Origin of the sequence: Actinomadura sp. 7K534 (genome assembly GCF_004348575.1) — a bacterium.
Classification (GTDB): Bacteria; Actinomycetota; Actinomycetes; order Streptosporangiales; family Streptosporangiaceae; genus Spirillospora; species Spirillospora livida.
Window position 1 is genome coordinate 1 of record NZ_SMKB01000013.1, and the last position, 26,997, is coordinate 26,997.

Consider the following 26,997-nt stretch of genomic DNA (forward strand, 5'->3'; position numbering starts at 1 on the left):
CCCCGGACCCCGGCCCCGCAGACTCCTAGCCCGGCTCGTCCGCGTCCTTGCGGGCGAGGACGAGGCGGTAGCGGGGCGTGCCGTCCCGGCGGTGGCCGAGCGATGCCATGGGAGCCGTGGTGACGGTGAAGCCGGCCGCCGCCAGGTCGTCGCGGAGCGCGCCCAGCGTGCAGGTGCGGTAGTACATGACGAACGGGGGACGCCAGACGGCGTTCCGGACGCGCATGGCCGCGTCGAACCCGAGCATCGCCCAGTACTGGGCCGAGGCCGGGGGCGGCGGCGCGCCGAGCGGGAAGGCGAAGAGCCCGCCGGGACGCAGCGCCCGGCGCACCCCGGCGAAGATCGCGGGCCGCTCGGCGGGCAGCAGGTGGCCGAGTGCCCCGAAGGTGACGGCGAGGTCGAAATCTCCGGCGAAGGGCAGGGCGCGGACGTCGGCCTGGACCCACTCCGCGTCCGGGTGTTCTTCGGCGGCCTGCGCGAGCATCCCGCGGCTGAAGTCGACGCCCCTGATCCGTCCCGCGCACAGCGGTCCGAGGACCCGCATGCCCGCGCCGGTGCCGCAGCAGACGTCCAGCCCGGCACCGAACGGCCCGAGCGGACGCAGCACGTCGAGGGTCGCGTCGAGGATGCCGTCCGGTGTGCGGAAGGGGGTGTGGTCGAACTTCGGGGCGAGCAGGTCGTAGCCGCGTTCGACCGAGGACAGCGCCTGGACGGCCAGCTCACGCAGCGACGGCCCTTGGGGCGAGAACATCGCCCGAGCCTATCCGCCGCCCGCGTCCGTGCTCGCGGACCGACGGCGACGCACGCGCCGCACCAGCCGCGGCGGGCCGACGCGCGCGACAGCCACGCGTCCTGGACGATCTCCGCTGAACGTCCTCGACGCGCGCGGCAGGCTCTCGCCATCGGCCATGATCCCCGGCGTAGTGCCGATCCGGTCGCCCGTCAGGGTTGTGGCCGGACCCCGATATCGGGACGATCATGTGCGTGCCGGGCGTCGAAACAGTGGAACTGACCGGGCGGTACGGGCCGCTGGCCGCCGCGGGGCCGGCGGGGCCGGTCTACGCCCTGACCAGGTCGCCGACAGGGTCCGCCCTGTGTGCGCTCGGCCTGGACGGCCGGGTGCGGTGGAGCCGTCCGCTGAACGCGACGCCGGGTCTGATGCGCGTCGCGCCGGACGGGGGAGTGTGGCTGGCCGACGGAGCGGCCCTCGCGGAAACGGCGGCATCGGGTGCGCCGGGCCGGCAGATAGCCCTCTCCCACGCGCCCGATGAGCAGGTCGGAGAGTTCGTCGTCCTGCCGGACGGGTTCGTGGTGGCGTGGCAGAGCAAGCCGTATCGCACTGCGCGCGTGGAACGCGTCGACGGATCGGGGGCGAGGCGCTGGTCGGCCGAAATGCCCGACGCGCGCCTGTCCTACGAGGGCGTCGTGGAGATGAGCGCGGCGAACAACTGGCAGGCGACCCCCATGGCGCCGTGGCGCCCTCGGGAACTGTCCCCCGAGCGCCCCTCCGGCCTGCTCGTCTCGGCGGACCGGGTGCTCGCCACCTACCTCGACTGGTCCAGCGGCATCGGCATGGGTTTCTGCCTCGACCTGGCGACCGGCGAGCTGGTCTGGGTCACGCCGCCGCACCCGACAGGGGACCGGGCGATCGCCGGACCGGGCGCATTCCTGGTCGGCAGCCAGGGATACGGCGCGTTCTCCACACGGCTGTACGACCGGGACGGCGCGACGGTCGTGGAATGGCCCAGCCACGGCCGCCTCCTGGTCAGCAGCCGCGGCAGGATCCGCGTCGTGGAAATGGCGAACGACTCCTCGCCTCGGCGACTCCGGCGGCTGCATCGCGACGGCACCATGACCGACGGCCCGCTCATTCCGGGCTACTACACCGTCGGGCCGGCGCTGGGCGGTGACGGCCGGGCCGCGTTCTTCCGGAACGGCGAACTCCAGATCGTCGGCCCCGACCTGTCCGTCCACACCCTGTGGAAAGGAGAAGGGGAGGGCGTCGGCAGAATGCTGCTGCTGGAACAGGGCCGGCTGTTCTTCGTCCTCACCTCCGACTGGGCGAAGGGCGACGCCAGACTCGTGATCGCCGACACCGACCTGCCTCCGATGGACACCGGCGTATGGCCCTGCGGCGAGAGCAACCTGCAAGCCAATCCCGTCCGCCGTTGGTAGCTTCTTCCAGTGATCTCCGGCGCCACCGACCGCCCCTTGATCTTCCTAGATGTCGACGGCCCGCTTATTCCGCTCAGCTCCAGGCCGGCCGGGCGCCGGACCTTTCGGGACGAGGAACTCGGCGGCTACGGCAATCCGCTGCTCCACCGGCTGGACCCGGATGAAGGGCAAAGGCTGCTGGCACTGAACTGCGAACTCGTCTGGGCGACAACGTGGACGGCGGACGCGAACGAGGTCATCTCGACCCTGCTGGGCCTACCGGAGTTGCCCGTAGTCGAATGGCCCGACACGGCCGAGGACCCGCCGTACGGCCTGCACTGGAAGACGGAGCCCATCACTGAATGGGCGGCCGTCCGTCCGTTCATCTGGCTGGACGACGAACTGACCGAAGCCGACCGGCAATGGGTGGCATCACACCATGGCAGCAGAGCACTACTGCACCGAGTCGACCCGCACACCGGCCTCACCAAAGCGGACTACTCCCTGATCCGCCGCTGGCTCGCGGAGTAGCAGGGCGCGCGGGAACATTCGTACAAGACCGGTGGCCGGGCGACTGTGCATAGTCCGGGTATGAGTGAGCACTCGCATGGGATGCACGTGGTCTCGGACGGTCCGCCGGATGCGCCGCCGGTGTTGCTCATCCACGGTTCGGGGGCCTCGAACGGCTCCTGGGACCCGGTGGTGCCGGCGCTCACCGCGCACCACCGCGTCATCCGGGTCGACCTGCCGGGCTGCGGCCAGTCGCCGCCCCCGGAGTCCTACGACGTCCCCGACCAGGCGAGCAGGGTGGCGGCCCTCCTCGACGATCTCGGGCACCGCCGCGTCGCCGTCGCCGGGCACTCCAGCGGCGGCTACGTCGCCACCGCGCTCGCCGGGCAGCGGCCCGACCTGGTGGGACCGCTCGCGCTGATCAGCACCGGCCCGAGCATGGACGCGCTGCTTCCGCAGCCGCTGATCCTCCGGATCCTGCTGGGGCCGCCGGCCGGCCGGCTCCTCTGGCCCCTGCGGTCGGACGCGATGATCCGCAAGGGCGTCCAGGCGACGGCCGCCCGGGCGGTGGACGTCCCGGACCGGCTGATCGCGGAGATGCGGGGCACCACGTACCGCGCGTTCAGGACGGTGTCGCGCAGGAACACCGCGTACATCACCGAGCAGGACGTGCCCGGGCGGCTCGCCGAGCTCGAAGTCCCCGTGCTGGTGCTCTTCGGCGCCGCAGACCCGCGCTGGAAACCGTCCTCGGCCCGCCAGTACGAGAAGGTGCCCGGAGCACGGATCGAGATGCTGCCCGGCGTCGGGCACATCCCCATGCTCGAAGCGCCCGAGATGACCGCCGGGCTCCTGCTGGACTTCACGGCCGAGAGGCCCTGAATCCCGGAAATCTAGACTGGGGACGTGCATCCGAACGGGACACCACCCGACTGGGACTGGGCCTGGGTGGACGTCGCCGTCCCGCGCCCCGCCCACCGGCTCCCCGGGATCAGCATGGCCGGATTCGGCGCGCGCGCCCCCGTCTCCGCGGAGATCGCCATGGTCGCGCACCCCGCCGTCACCCTGTTCATCGATCTCAGCGAGGACGAGGGGTTCGGCTGCCGCACCGGGGGCCGGCGCGAGCGCGGCAGTGTCGCCGTCGGGCTCCTCCCCGGTGAGCTCCGGGCGGGCGGCCGGGCGGGCGAGTGCCTCCAGATCCGGCTGGAGCCGGTCTCGGCGGCCGCGGTGCTCGGCGCATCGGCCGAGCTCGGCGGAATGGCGGTGCCGCTTGCGGACGTCTGGGGCCGCGACGCCAGGCGCGCCGAGGACGAGCTGCGCGCCGCCCCGTCCTGGGACGACCGGTTCGCGCTCGCGGCGGCGCTGCTCCGGCGGAAGACGAGCGCCCGCCCGCCGGTCGACCCGGAGGTGGCCCACGCATGGCGGCGGACGCTCGCCGGCCCGGGACGCGTGCGGGTCGACGGCCTGGCGGACGAGGTCGGCTGGAGCCGCAAGCGCCTGTGGTCGCGCTTCCGGTCCCAGCTCGGCATCACGCCGAAACGCGCCGCCCGGCTCGCGCGCTTCGACCGCGCCGCCCACCTGCTGGCGGCGGGCCACCCCGCCGCCGTCGCGGCCGTCCGGAGCGGCTACACCGACCAGGCGCACCTCCACCGCGAGGTAAAGGCATTCACCGGCCTCACGCCTACGGCCGTGGCCGCCGCCCCCTGGCTGGCGATCGACGACGTCGCCTGGCCACGCCGAAGCGTCCCCGCCTAGACCGGCGGTCCGGGCGGCGTCTCGTCGCGGAGGCCGTGCCACGGCCCGGCCGCCGGTTCGAACCCGAAGCCGCCGTCGCCGGCCGACGTGCTCATCGTTCCTCCATGCGGGCTGGACGGGGTGTCCGCTACTCGGAGCTCTTCAGCCAGTCGCCGTACTCGATCTCGCCGAGCGTCGCGCCGTCCCCTGGGACGAGGTCCCGCTCGGTCATCTCGGCGCCGAAGTAGTGGGCGTGCGGGTCGGTGACGACCTCGCGCGGGTCGCCCCAGGCGGCCAGGGCCTTGCGGAAGAACTCGTCCATCCGGTAGCGGCGGGGGCCGGCGATCTCGACCCGCCCGTTCAGCGGGGTACCGACGGCGGTCCTGCCGACCGTCCGGGCGACCTCCTCGCCCGCGATGGGCTGGAACAGCACCGGGGGAATGCGGACCTTGCCGCCGTCCGTGGCCTGGTCGGCGATGGGCTGGACGAACTCGAAGAACTGCGTCGCGTGCACGATGGAGTACGGGATTCCCGACTCCTCGATCAGCTTCTCCTGGGCGAGCTTCCCCCGGAAGTAGCCCACGTCCGGCCGCCGCCCGGTGCCCACCACCGAGAGCGCGACGTGGTGGCCGACCCCGGCCGCCTGCTCCGCGGCCAGCAGGTTGCCGGTGGACGTCTGGAAGAACTCCAGCACCGCGGCGTCCTCGAAGGACGGGGAGTTCGACACGTCGATCACTACGGCGGCGCCCGCCACGCACTCGGCGACCCCTTCCCCGGTAAGCGTGTTGACGCCGGTGCCGGGCGCGGCCGCCACCGCTTCGTGGCCGTGCTCGCCCAGCTTCGCCACGATCTTGGACCCGATCAGCCCGGTGCCGCCGACTACCACGATCTTCATGACACGCCTCCCTGTCCGCCGGGACGCTTCGTCCGCCCGGTCGACAGCTGAGACAGCGGACCCCTCCGGCCTGTGACAGCGCCCCGCGAACGCTTCCCGGAACCGGATCGGCGCCTGGTGCGAGGCCGAGGTCTCCGCCGTCATCGCGATGACCGCCGGCGTCTGCGTCCCGCTGACCGCCGTCACCGTCCGGACGAAGGCCGCCTTCCGGGCTCTGCCGAGCTGACGCGGGCCGCGAAGCACCGGCGGGTTCCGCACCCGCCGGCGCTTCGCGCGCCCGGATCCGCCGCCGGTCAGGCCGCCTCGCCGAGGGCGGAAACGGACGGGAGCCGGTGACGTCCGCCGCGAAGAGGTCTTCCAGCGCCGCCACGTTCCCCTGCTCCGCGGCGTCGCGGAAGGCCGACAGGAGGCGCCGGTGCTCGTCCGTGTCGATCGGCTCCCGCCCGGGGACGGCCAGCCGCCTGCGAGCGCGGCTCACCAGTTGGCGGACGTTGGCCGGGCTGAGCCCGAGGAGCCCGGCGATCTCCTCGTAGGGATAGGCGAACGCCTCGCGGAGGATGTAGGCGGCCCGCTGAGCCGGGGTCAGCCTTCCGAGCAGCAGCAGGAGGGCGAGCTCGACCGCCTCGCCCCGCTCGGCCCCGGCGGCCGGGTCGGCGCCGGCGTCGGCGGGCTCGGGGAGCCGCGGCCCGGCGCGGCAGACCTCGTGGCGGACCCGGGCGGACCGGACGGCGTTGAGGGACAGCCGCGTCGCGATCAAGGCCAGGAACGCCGCCGGATCGGCGACGGACGAGTGGTCGGCCCGCTGCCAGCGCAGCCAGGTCTCCTGGACGATGTCCTCGGCCTCCGCCGCGCTGTCGAGCGTCCGGTAGGCGATGCCGAAGAGCCGCGGACGCGCGCTGGTGAAGGCGGCGACGGCCTGGTCGATGGGGGTCTGGTCGAGGGGGGTCTGGTCGTGTTCTTCGCAGAGCATGCTCAGTCGCACCTTCATTGCGATGGTGTCGAGACCGCGCCCCCGCCCGGCCGCCGCCGCGGTGGCGGCCGGGCGGCGACGCCGCTCAGTCGCGCGGCTGACCGGCGGCTTCGAGGACGCAGGCGGCCACGGCGTCGGGCTGGGACGCCCCGACGGCGTGCGAGGCGCCCGCGATCTCCAGGGTGCCCCGCGAGGAGGCGCGCTCCGCCATGAACCGGTGGGCCTCGGCCGGGATGTTGCGGTCCAGCTCGCCGAAGACGAACCAGGACGGCAGGTCGCGCCAGGCGGCTCCGTCCGCGGCCACCTCGTCGGTCAGTGCCCGCTCGGTCACCGGACGCTGGGTCGCCGCCATCAGGGCCGCCTCCTCGGCGGGAAGGTCGGCGCAGAACTGCCGGTGGTACTTGTCGTCGTCGATCCGGAACTCGTTGCCCCCGGACGAGACCGGATAGGTGACCAGGGTCCCGCCCAGGGTGCTCCCCTCGAACTTGGCGGAGAGCTGGAACGCGTCCTCCCCGGGCTCGGGGGCGAACGCCGCGACGTAGACGAGGGACCGGACGGCGGGGTTGCCGGCCGCCGCCCGGCTGATCACCAGACCGCCGTAGGAGTGGCCGACGAGGACGACGGGCCCGCCGATGCCGGTGATGACGTCGCGCACGTAGGCGGCGTCGCCCTCCAGGTCGCGCAGCGGGTTGGCCGCGGCGACCGAGCGGAGGCCGCGGCCGCCCAGGCGCCGGATGACGCCGTTCCAGCTCGCCGACTCGGCGAAGGCTCCGTGGACGAGGACGACGGCGGGTTGGTCGTTGGTGCTCATGAGCCGGCCTTTCGGGTGTGCAGGGCGTTGTTGAGCGCCGCGACCGCCTGGTTCACGGCGGCCCGCGTGGCACGGGTGCCGCTGAGCGGGTTGAGCATCATGAAGTCGTGGAGCGTGCCGTTGTAGCGCACGCTGGTGGTCGGGACGCCCGCCTCGGTGAGCTTGCGGGCGTACGCCTCGCCCTCGTCGCGGAGCACGTCGTTCTCGTCGACGACCACGAATGCGGGCGGGAGCCCGGCCAGGTCGTCGAGGGTGGCGCGCAGCGGCGACGCGGTCGGCTCGGCGCGCTGGGCCTGGTCGGGGGCGTAGGCGTCCCAGAACCAGGCCATGGCCGCGGCCGTCAGGTGCGGGCCGGTGGCGAACTCGCGGTAGCTGCCGGTGTCCTGGGCGGCGTCGGTGACCGGGTAGTACAGCGACTGGTGCACGAACCGAACGTCGCCGCGCCGCTTGGCCATGAGGGTCAGGGCCGCGGCCATGTTCCCGCCGACCGAGTCGCCGGCGACCGCCATCCGGGCGACGTCCAGGTTGCCCTTCGCGCCGTTGGCGGTCAGGAACCGGGCGGCGGCGTAGCCCTGCTCGATCGCGACCGGGTAGCGGGCCTCCGGCGACCGGTCGTACTCCACGAAGGCGATCGCCGCGTGGGCCCCGGTGGCCAACTCGCGCACCAGCCGGTCGTGGGTTCCGGCGTTGCCGAGGATCCAGCCGCCGCCGTGCATGTACAGCACGACTGGCAGGACCTCGCCGGCCGTCCCGGCGGGCCTGACGACGCGGACCCGCACTTCGCCCGCCTCGGCCGGCACGGTGAGCCACTCGTCGTCCACCTCGGGCTTGGCGACGGGGGCGGCCTGGAGGTCGTCCAGGACCTGGCGGGCGCCCTCCGGCCCCAGCTCGTACGGGAACGGCGGCTTGGCCGTGGCGTCGGCGAACTCCTGCGCCGCGGGCTCGAGAACATTGGCCTTCACGGTCACTTCCCCTTTCTCGATGACGGATGGGGATTTGTGTAGTCCGTTCTCCCTCCCCACGGACGTCCGATGGGCAACCTGCGTTCACCTGATCTCTTTGCCTTTGGGGGCAGGCATGGCATGACTGCATGAGACCTGTGAACCGCAGCTCAGCGCGGTATCCGGAGGGTTCTGTAGCTGGTTCTCGCCGCGCGCGTCCGGGCATGGCAAATTGTCGGAACCGTTTCTTTGGACGATCCCGACCCTGGATCTACTGTTCTTTGGGCGGCGCTATCGCCGCGCTTCTTCTGGAGGCCCGCGGTGGGTGTCAGGCCAAGGTGTCGATTGCGGTGACGTCTTCCTTTGTGAGGGTGAAGCCTTCGAGGTCGAAGTTGGAGGCGATGCGCTCCGGGCGGGCGGACCTGGGGAGGATGACGATGTCGTGTTCCAGGTGCCAGCGGAGGACGACCTGGGCGGTGGTGACCCCGTGCCGCTGCGCGATCTCGGTCAGGACCGGGTGGTTCAGGTCGGTGTTCTTCAGGCCGCTGTAGCCCTCGACGACGACGTCCCGGCGGCGGTGCTCCGCGAGCAGATCCGGGTCGTGCTCTCCCGGGCTCCACGGGATCTGGTTCACCGGCGGCCGCTGGCCGGTGGCCTCGGTCAGCAGGTCGATCTGCGCCGGGCTGTAGTTGCTGACCCCGGCGTTGCGGATCAGACCCGCGTCCTTGGCCCGCAGCAGCTCCTCCCAGGTCGGGACGAGGTCGTCCGGGCCGGTCGGCCAGTGGATCAGCCAGAGGTCCACGTAGTCGGTGTCGAGGAGGCGAAGGCTCGACTCCAGGGTCTTGCGGGCGTTCCGCGCGTCCTGGGGGCGCAGCTTGGTGGTGATGAAGATCTGCTCCCGGTCGACGCCGCTGTCCTTTACGGCCTTGCCGACGTCCGCCTCGTTCTTGTACAGCGTCGCGGTGTCGATGTGCCGGTAGCCGACGTCGAGCGCCGCGCGCACCGACTCGTACGCCGCTTTGGACCCAAGTTGCCAGGTCCCGAAACCGATCATCGGCAGGGCGGTGCCGCCGGGCAGGTTCACAGTCTGAGTCATAGCTGGATTCTGCCCACGGACGCGACGTCTGCGCGTACTCCTTGTGGCGTCGGCCGCCCCTCCGCCCCCGCCCCCCGGGGAGACTTACCGTGTACGGGTAAGGTGCGTCGGGAGGACGATCCCATGACCCCACGGACGACCGACGCCGACGAGCTGACCGAGCAGCCGCGCATCCCGCTGAGCCGGCGGCGGGTCCTGCGCGCCGCCGTGCGGCTCGCAGACCGCGACGGCATCGACTCGCTCACCATGCGCCAGCTCGCCCAGGAGCTCGGGGTCGAGGCGATGTCGCTGTACCACCACGTCGCGAACAAGGAGGCCGTCCTCGACGGCGTCGCCGAGGTGGTCCTCGGGGAGGTCATGGCGGCGGTGGACGCGGTCGAGGCCCCGTCCCCGGACGCGGACTGGCGGGCGGCGCTGCGCGCACGGATCCTCGCCGCCCGGGAGGTCTTCCTCGGCCACCGCTGGGCACCGCAGGTGCTCGAAAGCCGGACCACCACGAACCCGCTGGTCATCGCCTACTACGACCAGGTCGTCGCCATCCTCCGGGCGGGCGGGTTCTCGTTCGAGCTGGCCCACCGCGCGCTGCACGTCCTGGGCAGCCGCGCGCTCGGGTTCACCCAGGAACTGTTCCGGCCCGACGGCGACGGCACCCCCGACGAGGAGGCCGCCGCGCTCATGGAGCAGATGGCCGACCGGTTCCCGAACATCGTCGGGATGCTGGCGGACGCCGTCCACGACGACCCGGACGGCACCCTGGGCTTCTGCGACGACCAGTTCGAATTCGAGTTCGCGCTGGACCTGATCCTCGACGGACTGGAACGGCGCCGCGCCGCCGACTCCTGACCTTCCCGCAGGCGCCTGACGCCCTCACTCCCGGTCATCGGCCGAGTCCATTTCCGCTGCAGCCCTTGACTGCCTTACGGCGTACGATAATCTTACGGCGTAAGAGAACCTTACGCCGTACGACAGCTACGGCCCGTCCGGAAGGCAGCCGCGATGAAAGCCTGGAGCTGGGACCGCTACGGACCGCCCGACGTCCTCCACCTCACGGACGTCGCCGAACCCGAGATCGCCGCCGGCGAGGTGCTCGTGCGAATCCGCGCGGCGTCCGTCAACCCCTACGACTGGCGCCACCTGCGCGCCGACCCGAAGCTGGTGCGGTTGAGCGGGGTCGGGTTGCGACGGCCGAAGCCGGGCCTGGTCCTCGGCGCCGACCTCGCCGGGGTGGTCGAGCGGGTGGGCGACGGCGTGACGGACCTGCGCGTCGGCGACGAGGTCTTCGGAGAGGTCCGGCTGGGATCGTTCGCCGAGGCCGCCGCCGTCCCGCAGGACAGGCTGGCCGTCAAGCCCAGCCGCCTCACGTTCGAGCAGGCGGCATCGGTGTCGATGGCCGCGCACACCGCACTGCAGGGACTGCGGGACGTCGGACGGATCTCCGCGGGTCAGCGCGTCCTGGTCAACGGGGCCTCCGGGGGCATCGGCACGTTCGCCGTCCAGCTCGCCAAGGCGTTCGGTGCGGAGGTCACCGGCGTGTGCAGCACCCGCAACATCGACCTGGTCCGCTCCCTGGGCGCGGACGACGTCATCGACTACACCGCCGAGGACTTCACAACTCGCAGGGGCGGATACGACCTCGTCATGGACATCGTGGGCAACCGCCCCCTGACCCGCCTACGACGCCCCCTGACCCCCAAAGGGACGCTCGTCCTCGTGGGCGGCATCGCCTCCGGCCGCAACCGCCTGCTCGGCCCCGCGGCGCAGCAATTCCGCGGTGCCCTGATCTCCCCCTTCGTCGGCCAGCGCATAGCCACCGTCCAGTGGAAGCCCAACTCCGCGGACCTGCGCTTCCTGGCGGACCTCATGGAGAAGGAACGGGTAACCCCCGTCATCGACCGGACCTACCCGTTCGCCGAAATCCCCGAGGCCCTGCGCTACATCGAACCCGGCCACGCCCGCGGCAAGGTCGCCATCACCCTCTAGCCCGCACGCCGCTCTCGTCAGCTCTGCTGGTACTCCACAGCGGCCAGCCCACACGGCGCGTGCACGAACAGGTAGTAGGCGCCCTCGCCGTAGTCGTGCAGGTCGGCGCCGCCGATCAGACCGACGTAGTCCATCGCCCGCTCGCAGCTCGGGCAGTCGCGGAAGGCGGGGTCCTGGATCCACTCCGGGAATCCACCAAGGGTGGACCCCTCCCTCGCCCAAGCGCTGGCCAGGTAAGGCGTGGGCCGCTGTTCCCCCGGCGCGAATCCGACCAGTGGCGGCGCCTCGGGCCCCATGCCGGGGAGGTAGTCGGGACGCACGTTATGAGCGGACCAACCCGCGTCCCCGCCTTCGGAGACGTCGACATACGTGGTGCCGTAGCACGTGCAGAAATGGCAGGTGACGATGCGCAGCCTCCCGCGCCAGCCGGTGTGCGCCAGCGCGGCGGCGACCTTCGCGTCGGCGGTGTCCACGTCCAGAGCGGTCCACAGCGGACTCTCACACCACGGACACGTTCCCTTCGGACGATCACCGTCCGCCCCGGGCACCAGGCGGTACGCGGCGGACCCGCAGAGTTCCCGGACGCCGTCCGCCGTCAGTTCCCAGCCTCCATCGCGGGCCAGCGCCGCCGCGCCCCGCTGGAAGGGGTCGAAGTCCCCGGGCGGCGGTGCCTGCGCCCAGCGGCGGAACGCCTCCTCGACGACAGGTCCGCGGGTCTGCGCCAGCAGGTACCCCAGCTGGTCCGACCGCTGGTGCGCGCCGGAGTCGATCCGCGCCACGACCTCGCGCTGGAAGTCCCCGTCCGCGGCGCGGTACAGGACATCGGCCCGCCACACGGCTCCCGCGTCCAGCAGCCGCATCAGATACGGAGCCATCGCCGCCGGGTCGGCCGCCGCCAGGTCGGCCAGTTCCTCAACGGCCGCGTCCTCGCCGGCCTCCACTCGCGCTACCAGGTCTTCGATCACCCCGTGACGCTATCCGAGGGCTACGACACCGGAAGCCCGCCGACGTCCGGCCCACCGCCCGCTCCAGCCGGAGGGGCCGTGGGCCCGACGTCCGTCGTTCAGTCCCTTCGCGAAGTGGAGTGCCGCTCCTTTCCCGCCGAGGCTCCCGCCTTCTGGCGTCCCAGGTGGAAGTGGCCGCGCTTCTGCTGGGTCGGGACGGCCGTCGCCTCTCCGCGGTCGCCCGCGCCGACGCGGTCATCGGCGAGCCGGCGTTCCATGCCGGCCTGGCGTGCCTCGCGGATGCCGATCACCAGGAACCGCCCGAGCGCCAGCCCTGCCAGCAGGATCATCACGGCGCCGAGGCCCTCGAAGAACGACATCTGCTCGGCGACCTGCCGTCCCTCGCCGCCGAGAGGCGCGCCCACGCCCATGTTCCAGAGCGCGGCGATCGTGTTGCCGACGACGAACCACAGCCCGCCGGCGGCGGCCAGCCAGCCGCCGAACTGGGCGACGGGCCGGTTCGCGGTGGCCAGCAGGATCAGCCCGCCGAGCCCCACGGCGACCGCCGGAAGGATGGACAGCACAAGCCGGTCGGCGGTGTAGACCCACGTCTGGTCCGAACCGAAGCCGAAGTCGAAGTACGGCCCGATGAACGGAATGAGCCCGCCCCAGATTGCCAGGAGCACCAGCAGCAGCCCGCTGATCATGCCGCGGCTGCGCGGCGCCCGCATTGTCCCGGTCATGAGAATCCCCCCCTGACCAGGTGATAGACCATCATTTCAGGCAGCCGTACCCGGTATCCCCGCCCCCAACCGACCGCCCGGCGCCGTCTAGAGGGTCAGGACGCGGAGGTATTGCCGGGGTTGCGTGAAGTCGCCGGGAGCCACCACGGGCTCGTCCCCGACCTCCACCCAGGCATGGAAGCGGTAGGGATCGGGAGCGGCCCCCAGGCACCAGTTCAGGCAGCGTCCGGCGAAGGCGGCCATCAGCACCGCGGCGAGGGACTTCTCCATGCAGGCCGCGCGGCCCGGATAGTAGCGGGTCGAGCGCTCGACCGCGGTGACGATCTTCGTCGCGCGCGTGACGCTCGTCTCCGGGCGGCACCATCGCCGCGTGAACCGCACCGTCGCGTAGGCCAGCCGGAACGGTGCCCTGATCAGCAGTGCCGCCGTGAGCAGGACCAGGAACGCGGTGACCGACGCCAGCCGGCCGGGTGCTTCGCCGGCGGGCAGGGCCACTTCGGCCATGGTGGCCGCATCGCCCTCGGCGAGGAGGTCCGGTCCGACCTCGAGAAGCCCTCGCCGCACGAGTTCACCGGCGAGTTGCGCGGCGTCCGAGCGCAGCCGTTCCGCCGGTACGTCCGGATGCCGGGTCGCCACGGCCGCGACCGACTGTTCGAAGCCCGTCCCGTCCCTCCAGTTCTGCCAGAGGAGCCCGGCCGTGGCGTTCAAAGCGTGCCACTGGCCGGTCTTGTGGTTCAGGACGACGACCCCACCATGCGCGTTCAGGCGGTGGTGGAGATGGTCCGGGACATGGATGGCGAGCATGGTCGGCCTTCCTGGACTCGGTCGGACGGAGGAAAGCGGCCCATGGCCGGTGCCGTGTTCGACGGGGCCGGCGCGGGTGCGCGCAGCCACGCCTCGGTGGCGAGAAGCACGTTCAAGGCCCCCAGCGGCACCTCGACGCCCGCCAGCAGACGATCGACGGTCCGGCCGACCGCGGTGACGTCGATGACGCCCAGTTCCGCCAGCCGGGAGCCGTCGAGCAGCGCGCGTATCCCGGACGCGGCCCGCCTTGCGCCCCGGTAGTCCTCGGCGGTGTAGTCCCCCTTGGTGCGCCGGCTCAGCACCTGCTCCGGCACCCGACCGCGCACGGCGCCCGTGAGCAGCGGCTTGAAAGCGTCGAGCGCCACCTTCTCGGCCGCGGGAACCCCCAGGCAGGCCGTCACGACCGCGTCATCGAGGAACGGGGCGTGGACGGGGACGTTGAACCGGGCGCCCAGTTCCCGCAGGTTGCGCTGCGTCTCGGCGGAGATCCGCAGCTCCGTCCGGGTCGCCATCTCGGCCGCGCTGTGGACGCGGGGAACGGCGCTCGCGGCGGCGGCCGACTCCGCGAGGTCCTGGCGGAACCGCGGGGTCAGCCAGCTCACGGCCTCGGCGGACACCGGCCACCACGCGACGCCGTCCGACCAGTCGAGCCGGTCTCCGGACGTCGGGCCGGTCAGTTTCGCGGCCAAGGCGGTCAGGGCGGCAGCCGGCGTCGACACGGCGGTGCGCCGGGCGCGGAGAACGAGGCCGAGAGCCGACGTATGGCGCATGCGCGCGTGCTGGGCGCAATGCCTGAGCAGCCGCGTCCACGTGCCGCTGCTGGCGAGTTCGGCCAGGTAGGACGGAGGCGCACCGAGAAGCGCGTCGGCGCCCTCCCCGGTGAGGTGCAGCCGGGCGCCCCGCTGCCGGGCGTGCTGGATGCGCAACGCGGAGCGGCGCCATGCGAGCGCCCCGGGTGCCGGCTCACCGAACCCCACTGAGGCGGGATCCGTCAACGCCTGGTACGGCAGGGTTTCATCCGTGCCGTGGACGACGGTCGGCCGTAACCGCGGGTCGAGCGCGGCGGCACGGGCGGCCTCGACGAGGTCGGCCGCCGGAACATCGGGGTTGTGGTAGGTGACGGCCTCAAGCGGCGCGGCGCTGTGCCGCGCGGCGATGCAGGCGACCGAGGTCGAGTCGAGACCGCCGCTCAGGTCCGCGGAGACGGGGACGGACGCGCAGCGCAGCCGGACCGCGTCGTCCAACGCGGAACGGAGTTCGCGAACTCCCTCGGCCATCGTGCGGCGGGCGGCAGCGGGCTCGGCACGCGTTCTCGGGCCGCCTGGGCCAATGTCCGACCAGGTGCCGGAAGGTAGCCGATCGACCCCCTGATAGGGGGAGCGGTCCGCCCATAATGGCGCGACAGATGTGCACGCTATACGCGCGGCGAATGTGATGGGGTCGAACGCGCGGTCGTGGAGCATCGCCAAGACGTTCGGGTGGGAGCCGACGATCGTCTCGCCGTTGCGCGACGATGAATACAGTGGAAACTGTCCGGCCATATCGGTTATCGCGCGAAGCGGTGCGGCGCCGGGACCGGTGTTTCGCAGCAGCAGGCAGACGTACGCCCCGGGCCACCGGACGATGTCTTCCGGACGCCCGGCCTCAAGGAAGGCGCCGACGTCGGCGGCGACCGTGTCGGCGTCCGCTAGGCAGTGACCGGCGATCAGCAGCCGTCCGGCCGGATGCCGGACCCGGATCACCTCGCCGGGGTGCCAGCCGCCGTACAGCCGCCAGTGGGGCATGTCGTCCCACACCGGGCGTCCGGGCAGGGCCGCTGCCGGCGGGGAGCCGGGCGGTCCGGTCGGCGCGGCGAGCAGGCCGGGCGGCCATGGGCCCTGCACCACCGGGCTACCAGTAGTACTGGGAGTTGGCGTCCGATTTCCCGCTCGGGGAGCTGCCTTTGACGAGATCGCGGATACTTCCGACGTCCAGGACGGCGGGTGGCTCGTAACCGTGCGCCGCCTGTCCCGGGTGCCGGTCCACGGGTCTGTCGGGCCGACCGGTTCCGGTTTCCTCGGAACGGGTGGAATCAATCATAATTTCCTCGCATTGCGGACATGGCCTGCTCCTGCGCCGCCCGCCGCCGAGCACAACCCCAGGTATTCGCTTTCCAGCGTAACACCGAATCCGTCGCCGTAAACCCGTGGCCGGCCATGTCTTTCAATGCGGGAAACCGTTCGTCGAATAAAAGAAACGGACTCTTATATTCGAACGTTATGGTGCCGATTCCTTCCGACTCATCGTTCAGATCACCGGGTGGGCGAGTGTCCGCGCCGCCGGGCGACGCTCAGTTCGTGAAGGTGGTCCCCTGCAGGCCGAGTAGCAGTGCGCCCTGCGCGGATGAATGCTCGACGGTGCTGAGCTCCAGAGTGAAGCCGGTCTCGGGGTGGTACGCCGCCCGCATCGCGGTCGCCTCGATCGCCTCCCGGCAAGGGGCGAGGAGGTGGGCTCCGGCCGCGGACAGGCTCCCGCCGATCACCACGACGTTGGGGTTGACGATGTTGCAGACGTTTCCGATGGCGAAGCCGAGTTGGGTCCCGGCCTCCTTGAGTATGCGAAGCGCGAGCGCGTTGTCGGCATGGGCCTTGTCGATCAGGTCGGCGAGCGTCCGGTAACCGATCCGCCTGCTGCCGATCACCGTCTGGGCACGGTCGAGCAGCCGGTCCGCGCCGATCAGCGTCTCCAGGCAGCCGCGTCCGCCGCACAGGCAGAACCGGCCGTCGGGGTCCACCATGAGGTGCCCGATCTCGCCCGCCACCCCGCTCGCTCCGCGGAACAGTCGGCCGCTCACGCAGATTCCGGCCCCCACGCCGGTCGACGCCTTCACGTACAGCAGCGTCTCCCGGCTGGAGTGCACGTAGACGCTCTCCGCGAGTGCGCCGAGATTGGCGTCGTTGTCGATGCGCGGTGTCGGGACGGGCTTCGGCTGGGACCGGCTCCCGGCCGCCGTGCTCCGCAGTTCGGCGAGCTGTTCTTCGAGCGCCTTGTGCGGTGGACGGGACTTCTCCCATGGCGGCAGCTCGGGAGGGGCGAACCGCTGCGTCTTCGGAGAGACCATGCGGGGGACCGCCACGCCGATGGTGGCGAGGCCGTTCCGGTCGCCGAACTCCGCGACCAGCTCCTGGACGGCGTTCGCGACGTCGCGCAGCCAGCCCTCTTCCTTCTGCGCGGCCCCCACCGGCAGAACCCGGAGCATGGACTCGTGCCGCTCCTGGTGCGCGAGGCGGCTGACGATCACCGTTTTCTGGTAGCCGAGTTCCACCCCGACGGCGACGCCCTCGGTCGGAGCGAGCCGGACGAACGTGTCCCGTCCTTGCCGTTCCGCGTGCACGATTCCGGCCTTGCTGAGTTCGCGGACCGCCTCGGAGACCGTGGCGGCCGACATCCCGCTGCGCAGCACGAGATCGGACTGATTTCCGGCCCGGCACATCACCGCACGAATGATCTTTTGCCGGTTCTCCTCCTTGGCACCCCTGGCCCGCCGCAGCAGCTCACGCAGATCCACGCCATATCCCCCTACGATCGATCCCCGTCACGCCGCACCCCTCAGCTGTATCAACATAAATGAGGAAGGCGGCGTAGAAGGTAAAGCGGGACATGACTTTATTGAGCCGTTATATTTTGCCTTCGGCGATCAATGCGGGTGTGGTTTTCGGCGCCCCCGAAACACTGTTTCGCATGGTCCGTAGAAAGAATCTTCCTCCGCGTTCACGGATCCTATCCGGGAAATCGCGGATACCGTTCCGTGATTTCCCGGACCGCGGACCTCGTTATGTCTTCTCGCGGCGCGCAACCGCGCCTTACCGGGTCAGTCGCGAGGCCGGCTGTGAGCGAACGCGCCCTGCACCGCGACATCCGGGGCGGTGATCAGGAGCACCGGAACCCGCCGCATCAGGTCCGCGTGCTGCGCGCCCCGGCTGACCATCCGCTCCCGGAACGGGGTCTCGGCCATCAGCAGATCGGCCACTCGCGGCGCCTGCAGCACGCTCCCGCCGAGCCAGATCTCCGCCCCCTCGGGAAGCGACACCAGCAGCAGGCCTCGGAGGAACTGGCCGAGGATCCCGCCGTACAGGGCGAGCAGCTCGCGGCAGAACTCGTCGCCGGCGCACGCCGCCGCGGTGATCAGCGGCCCGATCTCCGCGTCCGCGCCGCCGGTCCGCAGTTCCGGGGCGGTGCCGCGGCGCGCGCGGAGGAAGTCGTACAGGTGCCGGAACCCGTCCAGCCCCCCGAGGACCTGCTCGACCGTGACGACTGGGGCCGATGTCGACGCGCGGACGAACCGCAGCAATTCAGCCTCGACGCCGGACACCGGCTGCCACGGCACGTGCCCCGCCTCGCTGGAGCGCACGTTGCCGTCCGCGTCGACGATGGCCGCGCCGACACCGGTTCCGATCGCCACGACGAGCCTTGCCGTTGCCGCCGCGCGGTCCTCGCCGGGCAGCAGCGGCCGGTACCCGTTCTCGTCGAGCCCTGCCGTCCCCATCGCGGTCGCGACGAGGTCGTTGACGATCCTGAGGTCGATCCCGTGTGCGGCGGCGAACGCGTCCTTGCTGAAGACGGGCCACGACGGCTGGTTCGTCACGTGCACGTCACCGCCGGGGAGCACGCGTCCGGCGACTCCCGCGACGAGTCTGCGCGGGACGCAGCCGGCCAGTGCGAAGCACGCGCGGAGCACGTCGTCCAGTGACGCGTACTGCCCGCACCGCGTCTCCACGTGCCTTATCTCCCCGGTGCGCGGATCGACGTAGCGCATTCGCGCTCGCGTGCCGCCGATGTCGATCCCCGCATGGCTCGTGTACAGCAGGTCGATGCCGGCGTCCTCCGCCGTCATCACCGATCCCCCTGGCAGCATCATGGTGATCTGGTCTCCCTTCCGAAACGGTTCTGGGCGGACGTGTCGACGTGTACGGACCTGACCCAGCGCAGGCGCCGCAACGTCCGTTCGAGACCCTCGATCGCCGCGCAGAGCGTGCTGTCGGCCCTGCCCGGTGGCTCGGTGGCGCCGCTTTCCGGCTCGCGTGCCATGGCGGCCTGGACGAGTTCGGCGGCGCACGCGACGAGTTCTCCCGTGGCGCGCACGATCCGCCCGTCGTATCCGGTGGCGCTGCTCGCGGCGGTCAGCAGGCCGAGCCGGCCGTTGATCAGGTCCAGCTCGCTCGTGAGGGTCCCGACGTCCACCATGGCCGCGGTGCTCGGGCCGCTCGCGGTGTTCGCCGCCTCCATCACGACCACCCGGAACGGCCGCGGATCAGCAGCTTCGGGAGCCCGCGCAGAACATGGGTGCTCTCCACGTGCGTCCTCGCGAGGTTGAGGGACTCCAGCTCGGTGAGCGCGGCGATCGGGGACACGTCCCGGACGCCGGTGCCCTCCAGATCGATGGAACGCAGCCGGCGCAGGCCCGCCAGTGGCGATATGTCGGCCACCGGCGTGTCCACCAGCGACAGTTCCTCCAGTCGCGCGAGCCCGGCCAACGGCCCCAGATCGGTGACGGACGTTCCGCTCAGGTCGAGCCTTCGCAGCGTCGACAGTGAGGCCAGCTCGGCCACGTCCGTCAGCGGGCACGTGACCTCGAGGTCGGTCAGCCGGGACAGCGATGAGAGGTGCGGCAGGTACGCCGGATCCTGGATCGTCACCGGGATGCCGGTGAGGTCCATGCCCGCCAGGACCTCCGTCGCGTACGCCTCGGGTGCGTCCGAGTTGCACCACGCCCTCACCAGCTCCGTGCGGACGAGCTCGTTCGGGTGCTCCCGAAAGCGCTTCAGCATGCCGAGGGCCTGCGGGCCACCGATCAGCCGGATCGTCAGCACGGTCGCGATGGCCTGCTCTCCCCTGGGCAGCCGGCGGTCCACCGCCTCGGCGAGCAGGTCGACCACGAACTCGCCCACCGTGGCGAGCCCCCGCGCCTCGTCGGCGTTGCGGGGCGGCAGCAGCCCGCGGGTCTTGCTCCGGATGCGGGCGGCCAGTTCGGGGTCGACGATGTCGACGTCGGCGATGCACGCCGTCGCCAGCAGCCAGAGCCTGCGCGCCCTCGCACCGTCCGCCATCGCCTCCGCGCGGGAGATGAGGCCTTGGAGCACCGCCCGCTGTCGGCCTTCCTCCCGCTGCTGCTGCCCGACGACCATGATCAGCACGTCCTGGAAGAGCGTGTCGTCCCAGTTCCGGAGCAGCGCGTCGAGGAAGTTCTTGCGGAACACCTCGATGCCGGCCAGGTAGTCCTGGAAGCTCGGGTGGCAGAACTCGATCAGGTCGCCGTCGTCCTGGAGGACTCCCGAGCGTTCCACGAGGCGGCGGAGAACGAGGTCGGCCGTGTCCCGCTCGGAATGCTCCGGCACGTTCACCCGCACCCGGGGCAGCAGATCCTCGACGAGGTTCCGGGCATCGTGCACCAGAATGGTCCGGCGGCCGTTGTGGGTCATCCACATCGCGATGCCGGCCAGGAACTCCTCGCTCTGCACGTAGGACAGGGACACCTCGGTGGCCACTCCGCGCTCCCTGTCGAGATTGTGCAGGAGCATTTCCAGTGCGGCCTTGTAGAGGGCGACTCTGCCCCGTGGGAGTTCGGCCGTGCGCACGTGGTTCAACGCGCACAGGACGCTGCACAGCAGAGGATTGGTCGCGAGCCTGGCCAGGTCGCGCCGCTTGAAGAGCGCGCTCTTGAGCGACTGCGCCCGGTCGGTCCGGTCGTCGGAGTCCGCCGAGGTGACGCGCGCACTCCCGTACCAGCGGTCGATGAAGCGGTCGACCTGGAGTGGTGTCATCGGCTCCAGGGTTGCGGACACGTACCCGCGCCGGCGCAGGATGTGCTGGTCATCGCCCAATTCCTGCGCGGGACGGGAGGTGACGATGAAACGCGCCTGCGGGAAGGTCTCCTCGAGTTCCCGCAACCAGTCGAGCACTTTACGGCGGCACCGCGCGGGAACTTCGTCGATCCCGTCCAGCAGCACGGCCGCCCGCCCCTCCTTCAGCAAGTTCCAGGCCCACCTTTGCGGAACCATCTCCTTCAGCATTCGCACGGCCTGGTAAGGAAAGGTCTCCGGAACCGGGAGTTCGAGTTCCCCGTTGCGCATGAACAGCCGGAGGCGCAGCGGGAACGGCACGATCTCCCGCCAGTCCTGGAGCTCCTCCGGAAGCTGGTCGCGGCACAGGTTCAGCGTCAGCATCTTCAGCAGGGTCGATTTGCCGGCGCCCGCGTGCCCCATCAGCAGCACGCGATGATGGGCGACCAGCAGGCTCTCGAAGGGGTTGCCGCGGGCCTGCGACTGGGGTTCCGCCTCCGCGCGGTCCACCTTCGCGCGTGCCGACAACTCCACGTAAGCCGTGTCCAGCGGGTATTCGGCGTCCTCCTCCGAAAGGGCCAGGCCGAACAGCTTGGTGTGCCGGTAGAGCCGGGAGAGCTCTTCCCGGTAGATCTCCTCGAAGGACAGTGCGACCTGGTCGCCGAGCTCACTGAGCTCACCGAGCTTGCGGAAGATCTCCAGCTGTACCCGCGCACCGAATTCGGGATTGCGGGTGAAGTACTCGACGATCTGCTCCGCGCACGGGTACACCATCAGCTCGTACAGCTGCCGGCCCCGCTCATCCAGGCCGGAGGCGGGATCGCCCGCTGCGTCGCGCATCGCCTCGGCCAGCCGCCCGGCATCGGCGTAGGTGTCGCGCAAGTTGTCCCAGGACACGTCGCCCAACGCCATCAACGTGCGGGTCACCGCTTCGGCGACTGCGTCGCCCGCCTCCTGCAACCGCAGGTCCCGGTGCTCGTCCGTGATCTTCCGTGTGGCCTTCCGCACCAGATTCCGGACGTCGCCTTCCACGATCACCCGGTGGTCGCCCCTGCTCAGCACGCCACGGCCCTTGAAGCGGATGGGGCTGGTCGTGTGCGCTCCCGGCGCGGCGGCAGGCATGAGCTTGGGAATCAATGCCTTGGCCAACGCCAACGTGATCGGCCCGATGGGAATATCCACAAGATCGGCCTTTCTGGACACTTCAGGCGGCTGCCGAATTAATGCTGCCCGGAGTCTAAGCGAGGGTGCGCCCCATGCAATTCATGATCGCAAATATAGGCCACATTTGGACACTTCATTTCGAAACGTCAAATGCTGCAAACCGGTGCCGGTGATTCTTGGGCTCAAAGGAATGGCCCTGCGAAACCGGAACACCGGCTCGAATCGTCGGCCGCTGCCGTCAAGCGCCCTGGTCGCCGGTGCGGTACTGCTTGGGGGAGAGGCCGCGGGTGCGTTTGAAGGCGACGCTCAGGGCGAAGGCGTTGGCGTAGCCGACCCGGTGGGCGATCGTCTCGATGGTGAGGTCGGACGTCCGGAGCAGGTCGGCGGCGAGCGCCATCCGCCAGTGGGTCAGGTAGGCGATGGGGGGCTCGCCGACCAGCGCGGTGAAGCGGCGTGCGAGGGCGGCCCGTGAGCAGCCGACCTTCGCGGCGAGTTCGGCGACGCTCCAGGGGTGGGCCGGGTCGTCGTGCATCAGGCGCAGCGCGGGGCCGGCCTGCGGGTCGCTCTGCGCGCGGTACCAGCCGGGGGCCTGCGCGTCCGGACGGGCGAACCAGGCGCTCAACGTGGTGACGAGTGCGATGTCGAGCAGCCGTGCGAGCACGATGTCCTGGGCCGGGCCGTCGCGGCCCACCTCCTGCGCCAGCAAGGTCATCACCGGGTTCTGGGCGTCGGCGGCAGGTACCAGCACGATGTCGGGCAAGGCGTTGAGGAGCCGGTCGGTGACGTCGCTGCCGATCTGGTAGGTGCCGCTGGCGACGATCGCGGAGCCGTCGCGGGTGAATCCGCTGGTGCGCGGCCCGAGCCGCACGGCTTCGGTGATGTCGGTGCCGTCCACGCTGGTCAGGCGGTTGTCGTGGTGGACGATGACGTCGGGGACGGTGGCCGGATCGTCACAGACGTTGTAGGGGTGCGGGCCCTTGATGATGGCCACGTCCCCGGTGTGCATCAGCGTCGGTTCACCGTGGTCCGGCACGATCCAGGCGTGCCCGCGCAACGTGGTGGCCAGGGCTAGGGCGGCACCGTCGGCGATGCGCAAGGCCCACGGCGGGTTCAGGATCGCCTGGCAGAAGGCCGCCGTCCGCGCGCGGACGCCCTCCAGGAGGTCGCTCAAGGGGTCCACGACCTCATCGTAGACGCACAGACATGGAAACGCGCTTATCAGATATGTATCGCCTCACCCGGTGCCGCTTGGCTGAAGAGAGGAAGAGCAACCGAGCACGGGAGAGAAGGCACCATGTACACCGTCACCGGAGTCACCGGACATGTCGGATCGGTCACCGCCCAGGAACTGCTCGATCAAGGCGCGCCGGTACGGGCCGTGGTCCGGGACGCGGCCAAAGCGTCGGCCTGGGAGCGGCGGGGAGCGCAGGTCGTGGTCGCCGACTTCGGCGACCGAGCGGCACTCGCCGAGGCGCTGCGGGGCAGTGCCGGGGCGTTCGTCATGCTTCCCACCATCCCGGCCGCCGGTGACGCCGAGCACCGGGGGCTGGCCGATTCGATCGCCGGCGCGGTCGGCGACGGCGGTGTCGGCCATGCGGTCATGCTGTCCTCGATCGGCGCCGACCTGGCCGAGGGCACCGGACCGGTCCGCTGGCTGCACCATCTCGAGGACCGGCTGCGCCGGACCGGCGTGCGGCTGACCGCGCTCCGCCCCCCGCACTTCCAGGAGAAGGTCGAGACTGTGCTCCCGGCCGCGCTGGCCGGGATCTACCCCGTCTTCGGCGAGGACGCCGACGTCCGCACCCCGATGATCGCGACCCGCGACATCGGGAAGGCCGCCGCCGCGGCGCTGCTGGCGCCGCCGCCGGCCGGCGAGACCGTCGACCTGCTGCCCCCCGAGTACACCGAACGGGAGGTCGCCGAGCGGCTGGCGGCCGTGCTCGGCAAGCCGCTCCAGGTGGTCACCATCCCCCAGGCCGGGTGGATCGACGCGATGCTCCAAGCTGGAGTCCCCGCGCAGTTCGCGCACGAACTCGCGGCACTGTACGCCGCGGAACAGCAAGGCTTGTTCCACCCCCGCGGAGACCGCCGGCTTGCGGCGAGCACCGAGATCGACGAGACGCTGCGCCACGTCGTCGGTGCCGTCACCGGAACGCCCGCGGTATGAGTCCGCCGGCCCCCGCCCCCGGTCCAGGGGCCGGCGGCGAGTCCACGATCGTGATGACGGGCGGATCATCCGGGTTCGGGGCGATCACGGCCGAGCGGCTGACCCGCAACGGCGACACGCGCCTGATCCTGGGGGCTCGCGGGACGGCACCGTCCGGCGAGCCGATCCCGCTCGACCTGGCGTCCCTCGACTCGGTACGCGTGTTCGCGGCAGCGGTCCGGGAACGACTCGGCGGCGACGGCATCGACGCGCTCGTGCTCAACGCCGGCGTCATCCTCCCGGACGTCACCGGCCGGACCGCCGACGGCTTCGAAACGACGTTCGCCGTCAACCACCTCGCGCACTACCTGCTGCTGCGCCTGCTGTCACCCGCCCTCGCGGAACGCGCGACCGTCGTCCTGACGACCAGCGGCACGCACGATCCCGCCACCGGCGCCGGGCTCGCCACCCCTCGCCACGCCGACGCCGATCTGCTGGCGCACCCCGATCGTGACCCTGACCTGGACCCCCGGGCGCGCACGGCGGGCCAGCGCGCCTACACCGCGTCGAAGCTGTGCACCGTCCTCACCGCACGGGCACTGGCCGGCCACCCCGACACCGGGCGCCGGGGCCTCACCGTGATCGCCTACGACCCCGGCCAGGTGTTCGGCACGGGACTCGCGGACCACCTGTCGCTGCCCATGCGGACGGCCTGGTCGCTGCTGGGCACCCCGGTCCTGGGTGCGCCGATGCGCAGGCTGAGCCCCACGCTCAACAGCCGAGTCGCCGCGGGTGAAGCCCTGGCCGACCTGACCCTGGGCCGATGCACGCCGCCCCCGCAGGGGGAGTCATACGCCGCCCTGAGACGAGGTCGGCTCACCTGGACCGCCCCCTCGACCCTCGCGCGCAGCGACGAACTGGCCCACGCGCTGTGGGACGACAGCGCCCGGCTCGTCGGCTGCTCGATCGAGGGTTGACATTGTCGCAAGCTTTGACTCATCCTATTGAGACAAAGCTTGCGACAATCGGAGGTGGCGGGATGCACGAGGCGGACCGCGCGGAGGCCGGGCGGTGGCTGGCCCGGCACGGCCTGGCCGAGACCGAGCCGTCTCCGCTGCTCGTGGCGCGGCTGGCGGTGCGGCGGCGGGCCAAGCTCTTCGACAGCCTCCTGCTGGCCGGCTTCCTGCTCGGCGCGGCCCTCACGCACGTGCTGGCACTGGCCACCGGGGCCACGTCCGCGTGGCCGCCGCTGCTGGTGCTGGCGGCGCTGGTCGCCGGGCTCCTGGGGGCGCAGTGGCTGCTCGCCTCGTGGGTGCGGCGCGCCGACCAGCGGGCCGGGGCGCGGCTGCCCAGACGCGTGGCCCTGCCGGTCCAGCTCGGCTGGGAGGCGGTGCTGGGCAGGCCCTATGCCCTGTTCACGGTCGCCACCTTCGCCGGCGCGATGCTGCTGGCGGTGAGCGTCCTGCCGGTCTCGGACCCCGGCCTGCGGTACGGGGCGACCGTCGTACTGATCGGCCTGGCCGGCGCCGGTACCGGCATCGTCCTGCAACTGCGCCAGGTGCTGGCGAGCCCGGCCGTGGCGGAGGACGAGGCGTCGCTCACGGCCGATGTCATCATGCGGGTCGAGGACGCCCGCGCCCTCGTCACACCGTCGCTGGTGTGGTCGCTGCCCGCCATCTTCCTGTACGGGGAGTCGCTGGGCTGGTGGAACGCGGCCTCGGTGGCGCTCGTGGTGGCGGGCGTCATCGCGCTCTCGCTGATCCACAACCGCGGCGCCGGTGTCGCGACGGCGGCGCGGCGGGCCATGGCCACCCGATGATCGTCATCGACGCCGGCTCGCCGACGCCGCCCTACGAGCAGCTCCGGGCCCAGCTCGCCAGGCAGATCCAGGACCGCACGCTGGCCGTCGGCACGAGACTGCCGCCGATCCGCCGCCTCGCCGCCGACCTCGGTCTCGCCGTGAACACCGTCGGCCGGGCCTACCGGGAACTGGAGGAGGCCGGACTGATCGAGACCCGCGGGCGGGCCGGCTCCTTCGTCTCCGCCGCCGGCGAGCACGCCCGCGAACAGGCCCACCGCGCGGCGCGCGACTACGCGGCGGTCATCGCCAGCGTGGGCCTCGACCCCGCCGAGGCGATCCGGATCGTCGAGGCGGCACTGAGCCAGGCTTCAAGGCCATGAGCCGTCGCGGGCGGCGTCACGGTATGTCGTGGAGGTCGAGCCGGTACCAGTTGCCGGACGTGATGATGTGCAGGTCGGGGCCTCGTCCGATGGCGCGCGCGTCCTCCGGAAGGCTCCGGCCGTTGGGGAGTACGAGCCGGTACTGACCGGTGCGCTGCATCCGGGAGTCGGCCAGCAGTCCGGTGACCAGGCGGTTGCGGTCCGAGCCGTATCCGCCGTACAGCGCGATGCGTGAGCCGTCGGTGATGAGCGCGCTTGCGGCGGTGCCGTCACCATGCCAGCCGGTGAGGGCCCCTTCGTGGACGCGGACGACGGGAAAATTGGAGTAGTAGCAGGTCCAGGCGGTCTCGGCGTCGACGTTGAGCGCGTAGCAGTCGTCGATCACACCCCACGGGTTGTCGTTCGAGGGGAAGCGCCAGTCGGCCTCCAGGCCGGGGGAGAAGCGCGTGAGCCCGCAGGCGCCGATCGGCTCCGGGCTGCCGCGGTGGCCCCAGCCGAAGTTGCCGTAGACGCCCTCGTCGAAGTAGCCGACCCAGACGTGGCCGGTGCCGGTGGTGAAGACGTGCTCGATGCCGTCGCCGAGCGTCTCGGCGGCCAGTGCGGCGCCGTCGGCGGAGTAGACGATCGCGTTGCGGTCCGGGCCGTCCGGGCGCCACTGGGCCCTGGTGCCCACGGCCAGGATCCGGCCGTCCGGCAGCGGCTGGACGGCCGGGAACGTGAGCGGGAAGTCGTGGATCGTGGTCACGCCGGTCAGGTCTGGCGAATGCACCGTCACCCGGGCGGTCACCGGGCGGGTGGCGCGGGGATTCGGGAAGACGGCCCCGCTCGTCTGCGTCTTCGCCGTTACGGCCCGCTCATCGGCGGCGGCGGTCCACAGCGCGATGACCTCGCCGCCGGGACCGATCGAGGCGCTCACCCGCGCATCCCCGCGCTGGGCCGCCTCGATGCGCGCGTGGTGACGTACTCGCAGGGGCGTCCCCCGCCCCATGGACCACCGCCTGCGCCTGATCTTCACCCCCTCACTCCACCACCGCGATCCGGATGATGCCACCGATTTCAGGCGCCGCGCTCGGGGTGGGGGTCAAGAATCTTTGACACCGTGTCCGCGC

25 protein-coding genes and 1 pseudogene are annotated in these 26,997 nt (G+C 71.5%); 10 read left to right on the forward strand and 16 right to left on the reverse strand.

The features are described from left to right. Positions 1-25: 25 nt before the first annotated feature. On the reverse strand, positions 26-751 hold the full coding sequence (locus E1266_RS04820; protein WP_132044120.1) for a class I SAM-dependent methyltransferase: 726 nt from the start codon (positions 749-751) through the stop codon (positions 26-28). Positions 752-984: 233 nt separating this feature from the next. On the opposite strand from E1266_RS04820, the gene E1266_RS04825 reads away from it, so the two are divergent. From E1266_RS04825 to E1266_RS04840, 4 genes are read left to right on the forward strand one after another with little or no spacing between them, the layout of a single operon-like run. After that, complete coding sequence (locus E1266_RS04825) at positions 985-2,175, forward strand: hypothetical protein (RefSeq protein ID WP_132044122.1); 1,191 nt, start codon at positions 985-987, stop codon at positions 2,173-2,175. A gap of 9 nt (positions 2,176-2,184) precedes the next feature. Then, the gene (locus E1266_RS04830) at positions 2,185-2,685 is read left to right on the forward strand and encodes an HAD domain-containing protein (RefSeq protein ID WP_243718235.1); all 501 of its coding nucleotides are present in this window, start codon (positions 2,185-2,187) and stop codon (positions 2,683-2,685) included. Between the two features lie 60 nt (positions 2,686-2,745). After that, positions 2,746-3,543 carry an alpha/beta hydrolase gene (locus E1266_RS04835; protein WP_243718236.1) on the forward strand — a complete coding sequence of 266 codons (798 nt, stop codon included), beginning with the start codon at positions 2,746-2,748 and terminating at the stop codon, positions 3,541-3,543. A 24-nt stretch (positions 3,544-3,567) separates the two neighbouring features. After that, entirely contained in the window at positions 3,568-4,416 is an 849-nt protein-coding gene (locus E1266_RS04840) for a helix-turn-helix domain-containing protein (RefSeq protein WP_243718237.1), read from the forward strand. A 127-nt stretch (positions 4,417-4,543) separates the two neighbouring features. Here E1266_RS04840 and E1266_RS04845 read toward each other — a convergent pair whose 3' ends face one another. From E1266_RS04845 to E1266_RS04865, 5 genes and pseudogenes are all read right to left on the reverse strand, one after another. Beyond that, positions 4,544-5,290: an SDR family oxidoreductase gene (locus tag E1266_RS04845; RefSeq protein WP_132044124.1), complete on the reverse strand. Its 747-nt coding sequence runs from the start codon at positions 5,288-5,290 to the stop codon at positions 4,544-4,546. A gap of 466 nt (positions 5,291-5,756) precedes the next feature. Next, a pseudogene (locus tag E1266_RS04850) lies at positions 5,757-6,278 on the reverse strand (sigma-70 family RNA polymerase sigma factor); the annotation flags it as partial. 67 nt (positions 6,279-6,345) lie between these two features. After that, entirely contained in the window at positions 6,346-7,071 is a 726-nt protein-coding gene (locus E1266_RS04855; RefSeq protein WP_132044126.1) for an alpha/beta hydrolase, read from the reverse strand. Then, positions 7,068-8,033: an alpha/beta hydrolase gene (locus tag E1266_RS04860; protein WP_132044128.1), complete on the reverse strand. Its 966-nt coding sequence runs from the start codon at positions 8,031-8,033 to the stop codon at positions 7,068-7,070. Before E1266_RS04860 ends, E1266_RS04855 begins: the two co-directional genes overlap by 4 nt. A gap of 307 nt (positions 8,034-8,340) precedes the next feature. Beyond that, positions 8,341-9,108: an aldo/keto reductase gene (locus E1266_RS04865; protein WP_132044130.1), complete on the reverse strand. Its 768-nt coding sequence runs from the start codon at positions 9,106-9,108 to the stop codon at positions 8,341-8,343. A gap of 123 nt (positions 9,109-9,231) precedes the next feature. Between E1266_RS04865 and E1266_RS04870 the strand changes: the two genes are divergently transcribed. Then, positions 9,232-9,951, forward strand: a complete 720-nt coding sequence (locus tag E1266_RS04870) for a TetR/AcrR family transcriptional regulator (protein WP_207945423.1) — start codon at positions 9,232-9,234, stop codon at positions 9,949-9,951. Between the two features lie 153 nt (positions 9,952-10,104). Beyond that, positions 10,105-11,088, forward strand: coding sequence for an NAD(P)-dependent alcohol dehydrogenase (locus tag E1266_RS04875; protein WP_132044132.1), 984 nt, complete (start codon positions 10,105-10,107; stop codon positions 11,086-11,088). Between the two features lie 17 nt (positions 11,089-11,105). On the opposite strand, the gene E1266_RS04880 is transcribed toward E1266_RS04875, so the two are convergent. The 9 genes from E1266_RS04880 to E1266_RS04925 all read right to left on the reverse strand — a co-directional run bounded on the left by E1266_RS04880 (position 11,106) and on the right by E1266_RS04925 (position 22,741). Continuing rightward, on the reverse strand, positions 11,106-12,053 hold the full coding sequence (locus E1266_RS04880; RefSeq protein ID WP_132044134.1) for a hypothetical protein: 948 nt from the start codon (positions 12,051-12,053) through the stop codon (positions 11,106-11,108). A 98-nt stretch (positions 12,054-12,151) separates the two neighbouring features. Beyond that, on the reverse strand, positions 12,152-12,775 hold the full coding sequence (locus E1266_RS04885; protein WP_132044136.1) for a hypothetical protein: 624 nt from the start codon (positions 12,773-12,775) through the stop codon (positions 12,152-12,154). An 87-nt stretch (positions 12,776-12,862) separates the two neighbouring features. After that, on the reverse strand, positions 12,863-13,579 hold the full coding sequence (locus E1266_RS04890) for a lasso peptide biosynthesis B2 protein (RefSeq protein ID WP_132044138.1): 717 nt from the start codon (positions 13,577-13,579) through the stop codon (positions 12,863-12,865). After that, complete coding sequence (locus E1266_RS04895) at positions 13,537-15,465, reverse strand: albusnodin/ikarugamycin family macrolactam cyclase (protein WP_132044140.1); 1,929 nt, start codon at positions 15,463-15,465, stop codon at positions 13,537-13,539. The genes E1266_RS04890 and E1266_RS04895 overlap by 43 nt, the downstream gene beginning before the upstream one ends. A 443-nt stretch (positions 15,466-15,908) precedes the next feature. Further along, complete coding sequence (locus tag E1266_RS04905) at positions 15,909-17,126, reverse strand: ROK family transcriptional regulator (RefSeq protein WP_132044144.1); 1,218 nt, start codon at positions 17,124-17,126, stop codon at positions 15,909-15,911. A gap of 303 nt (positions 17,127-17,429) precedes the next feature. Continuing rightward, entirely contained in the window at positions 17,430-18,452 is a 1,023-nt protein-coding gene (locus E1266_RS04910) for a glucokinase (protein WP_165965936.1), read from the reverse strand. 20 nt (positions 18,453-18,472) lie between these two features. Further along, positions 18,473-18,844, reverse strand: coding sequence for a hypothetical protein (locus E1266_RS04915; protein ID WP_132044148.1), 372 nt, complete (start codon positions 18,842-18,844; stop codon positions 18,473-18,475). After that, complete coding sequence (locus E1266_RS04920; protein ID WP_132044150.1) at positions 18,844-21,519, reverse strand: leucine-rich repeat domain-containing protein; 2,676 nt, start codon at positions 21,517-21,519, stop codon at positions 18,844-18,846. The genes E1266_RS04915 and E1266_RS04920 overlap by 1 nt, the downstream gene beginning before the upstream one ends. Positions 21,520-21,799: 280 nt before the next feature. Beyond that, positions 21,800-22,741: an AraC family transcriptional regulator gene (locus E1266_RS04925; protein WP_132044152.1), complete on the reverse strand. Its 942-nt coding sequence runs from the start codon at positions 22,739-22,741 to the stop codon at positions 21,800-21,802. A gap of 114 nt (positions 22,742-22,855) precedes the next feature. Between E1266_RS04925 and E1266_RS04930 the strand changes: the two genes are divergently transcribed. From E1266_RS04930 to E1266_RS04945, 4 genes are all read left to right on the forward strand, one after another. Then, entirely contained in the window at positions 22,856-23,728 is an 873-nt protein-coding gene (locus E1266_RS04930) for an NAD(P)H-binding protein (protein WP_132044154.1), read from the forward strand. A 53-nt stretch (positions 23,729-23,781) separates the two neighbouring features. Continuing rightward, positions 23,782-24,684: an SDR family NAD(P)-dependent oxidoreductase gene (locus tag E1266_RS04935; protein WP_207945424.1), complete on the forward strand. Its 903-nt coding sequence runs from the start codon at positions 23,782-23,784 to the stop codon at positions 24,682-24,684. Positions 24,685-24,746: 62 nt separating this feature from the next. Further along, positions 24,747-25,526, forward strand: a complete 780-nt coding sequence (locus tag E1266_RS04940; RefSeq protein WP_132044158.1) for a hypothetical protein — start codon at positions 24,747-24,749, stop codon at positions 25,524-25,526. After that, entirely contained in the window at positions 25,523-25,888 is a 366-nt protein-coding gene (locus tag E1266_RS04945) for a GntR family transcriptional regulator (RefSeq protein WP_132044160.1), read from the forward strand. Before E1266_RS04940 ends, E1266_RS04945 begins: the two co-directional genes overlap by 4 nt. Positions 25,889-25,904: 16 nt before the next feature. On the opposite strand, the gene E1266_RS04950 is transcribed toward E1266_RS04945, so the two are convergent. Then, a complete protein-coding gene (locus E1266_RS04950; protein WP_132044162.1) occupies positions 25,905-26,804 on the reverse strand; it encodes a hypothetical protein in 900 nt (299 codons plus the stop codon). Between the last annotated feature and the right edge of the window lie 193 nt (positions 26,805-26,997).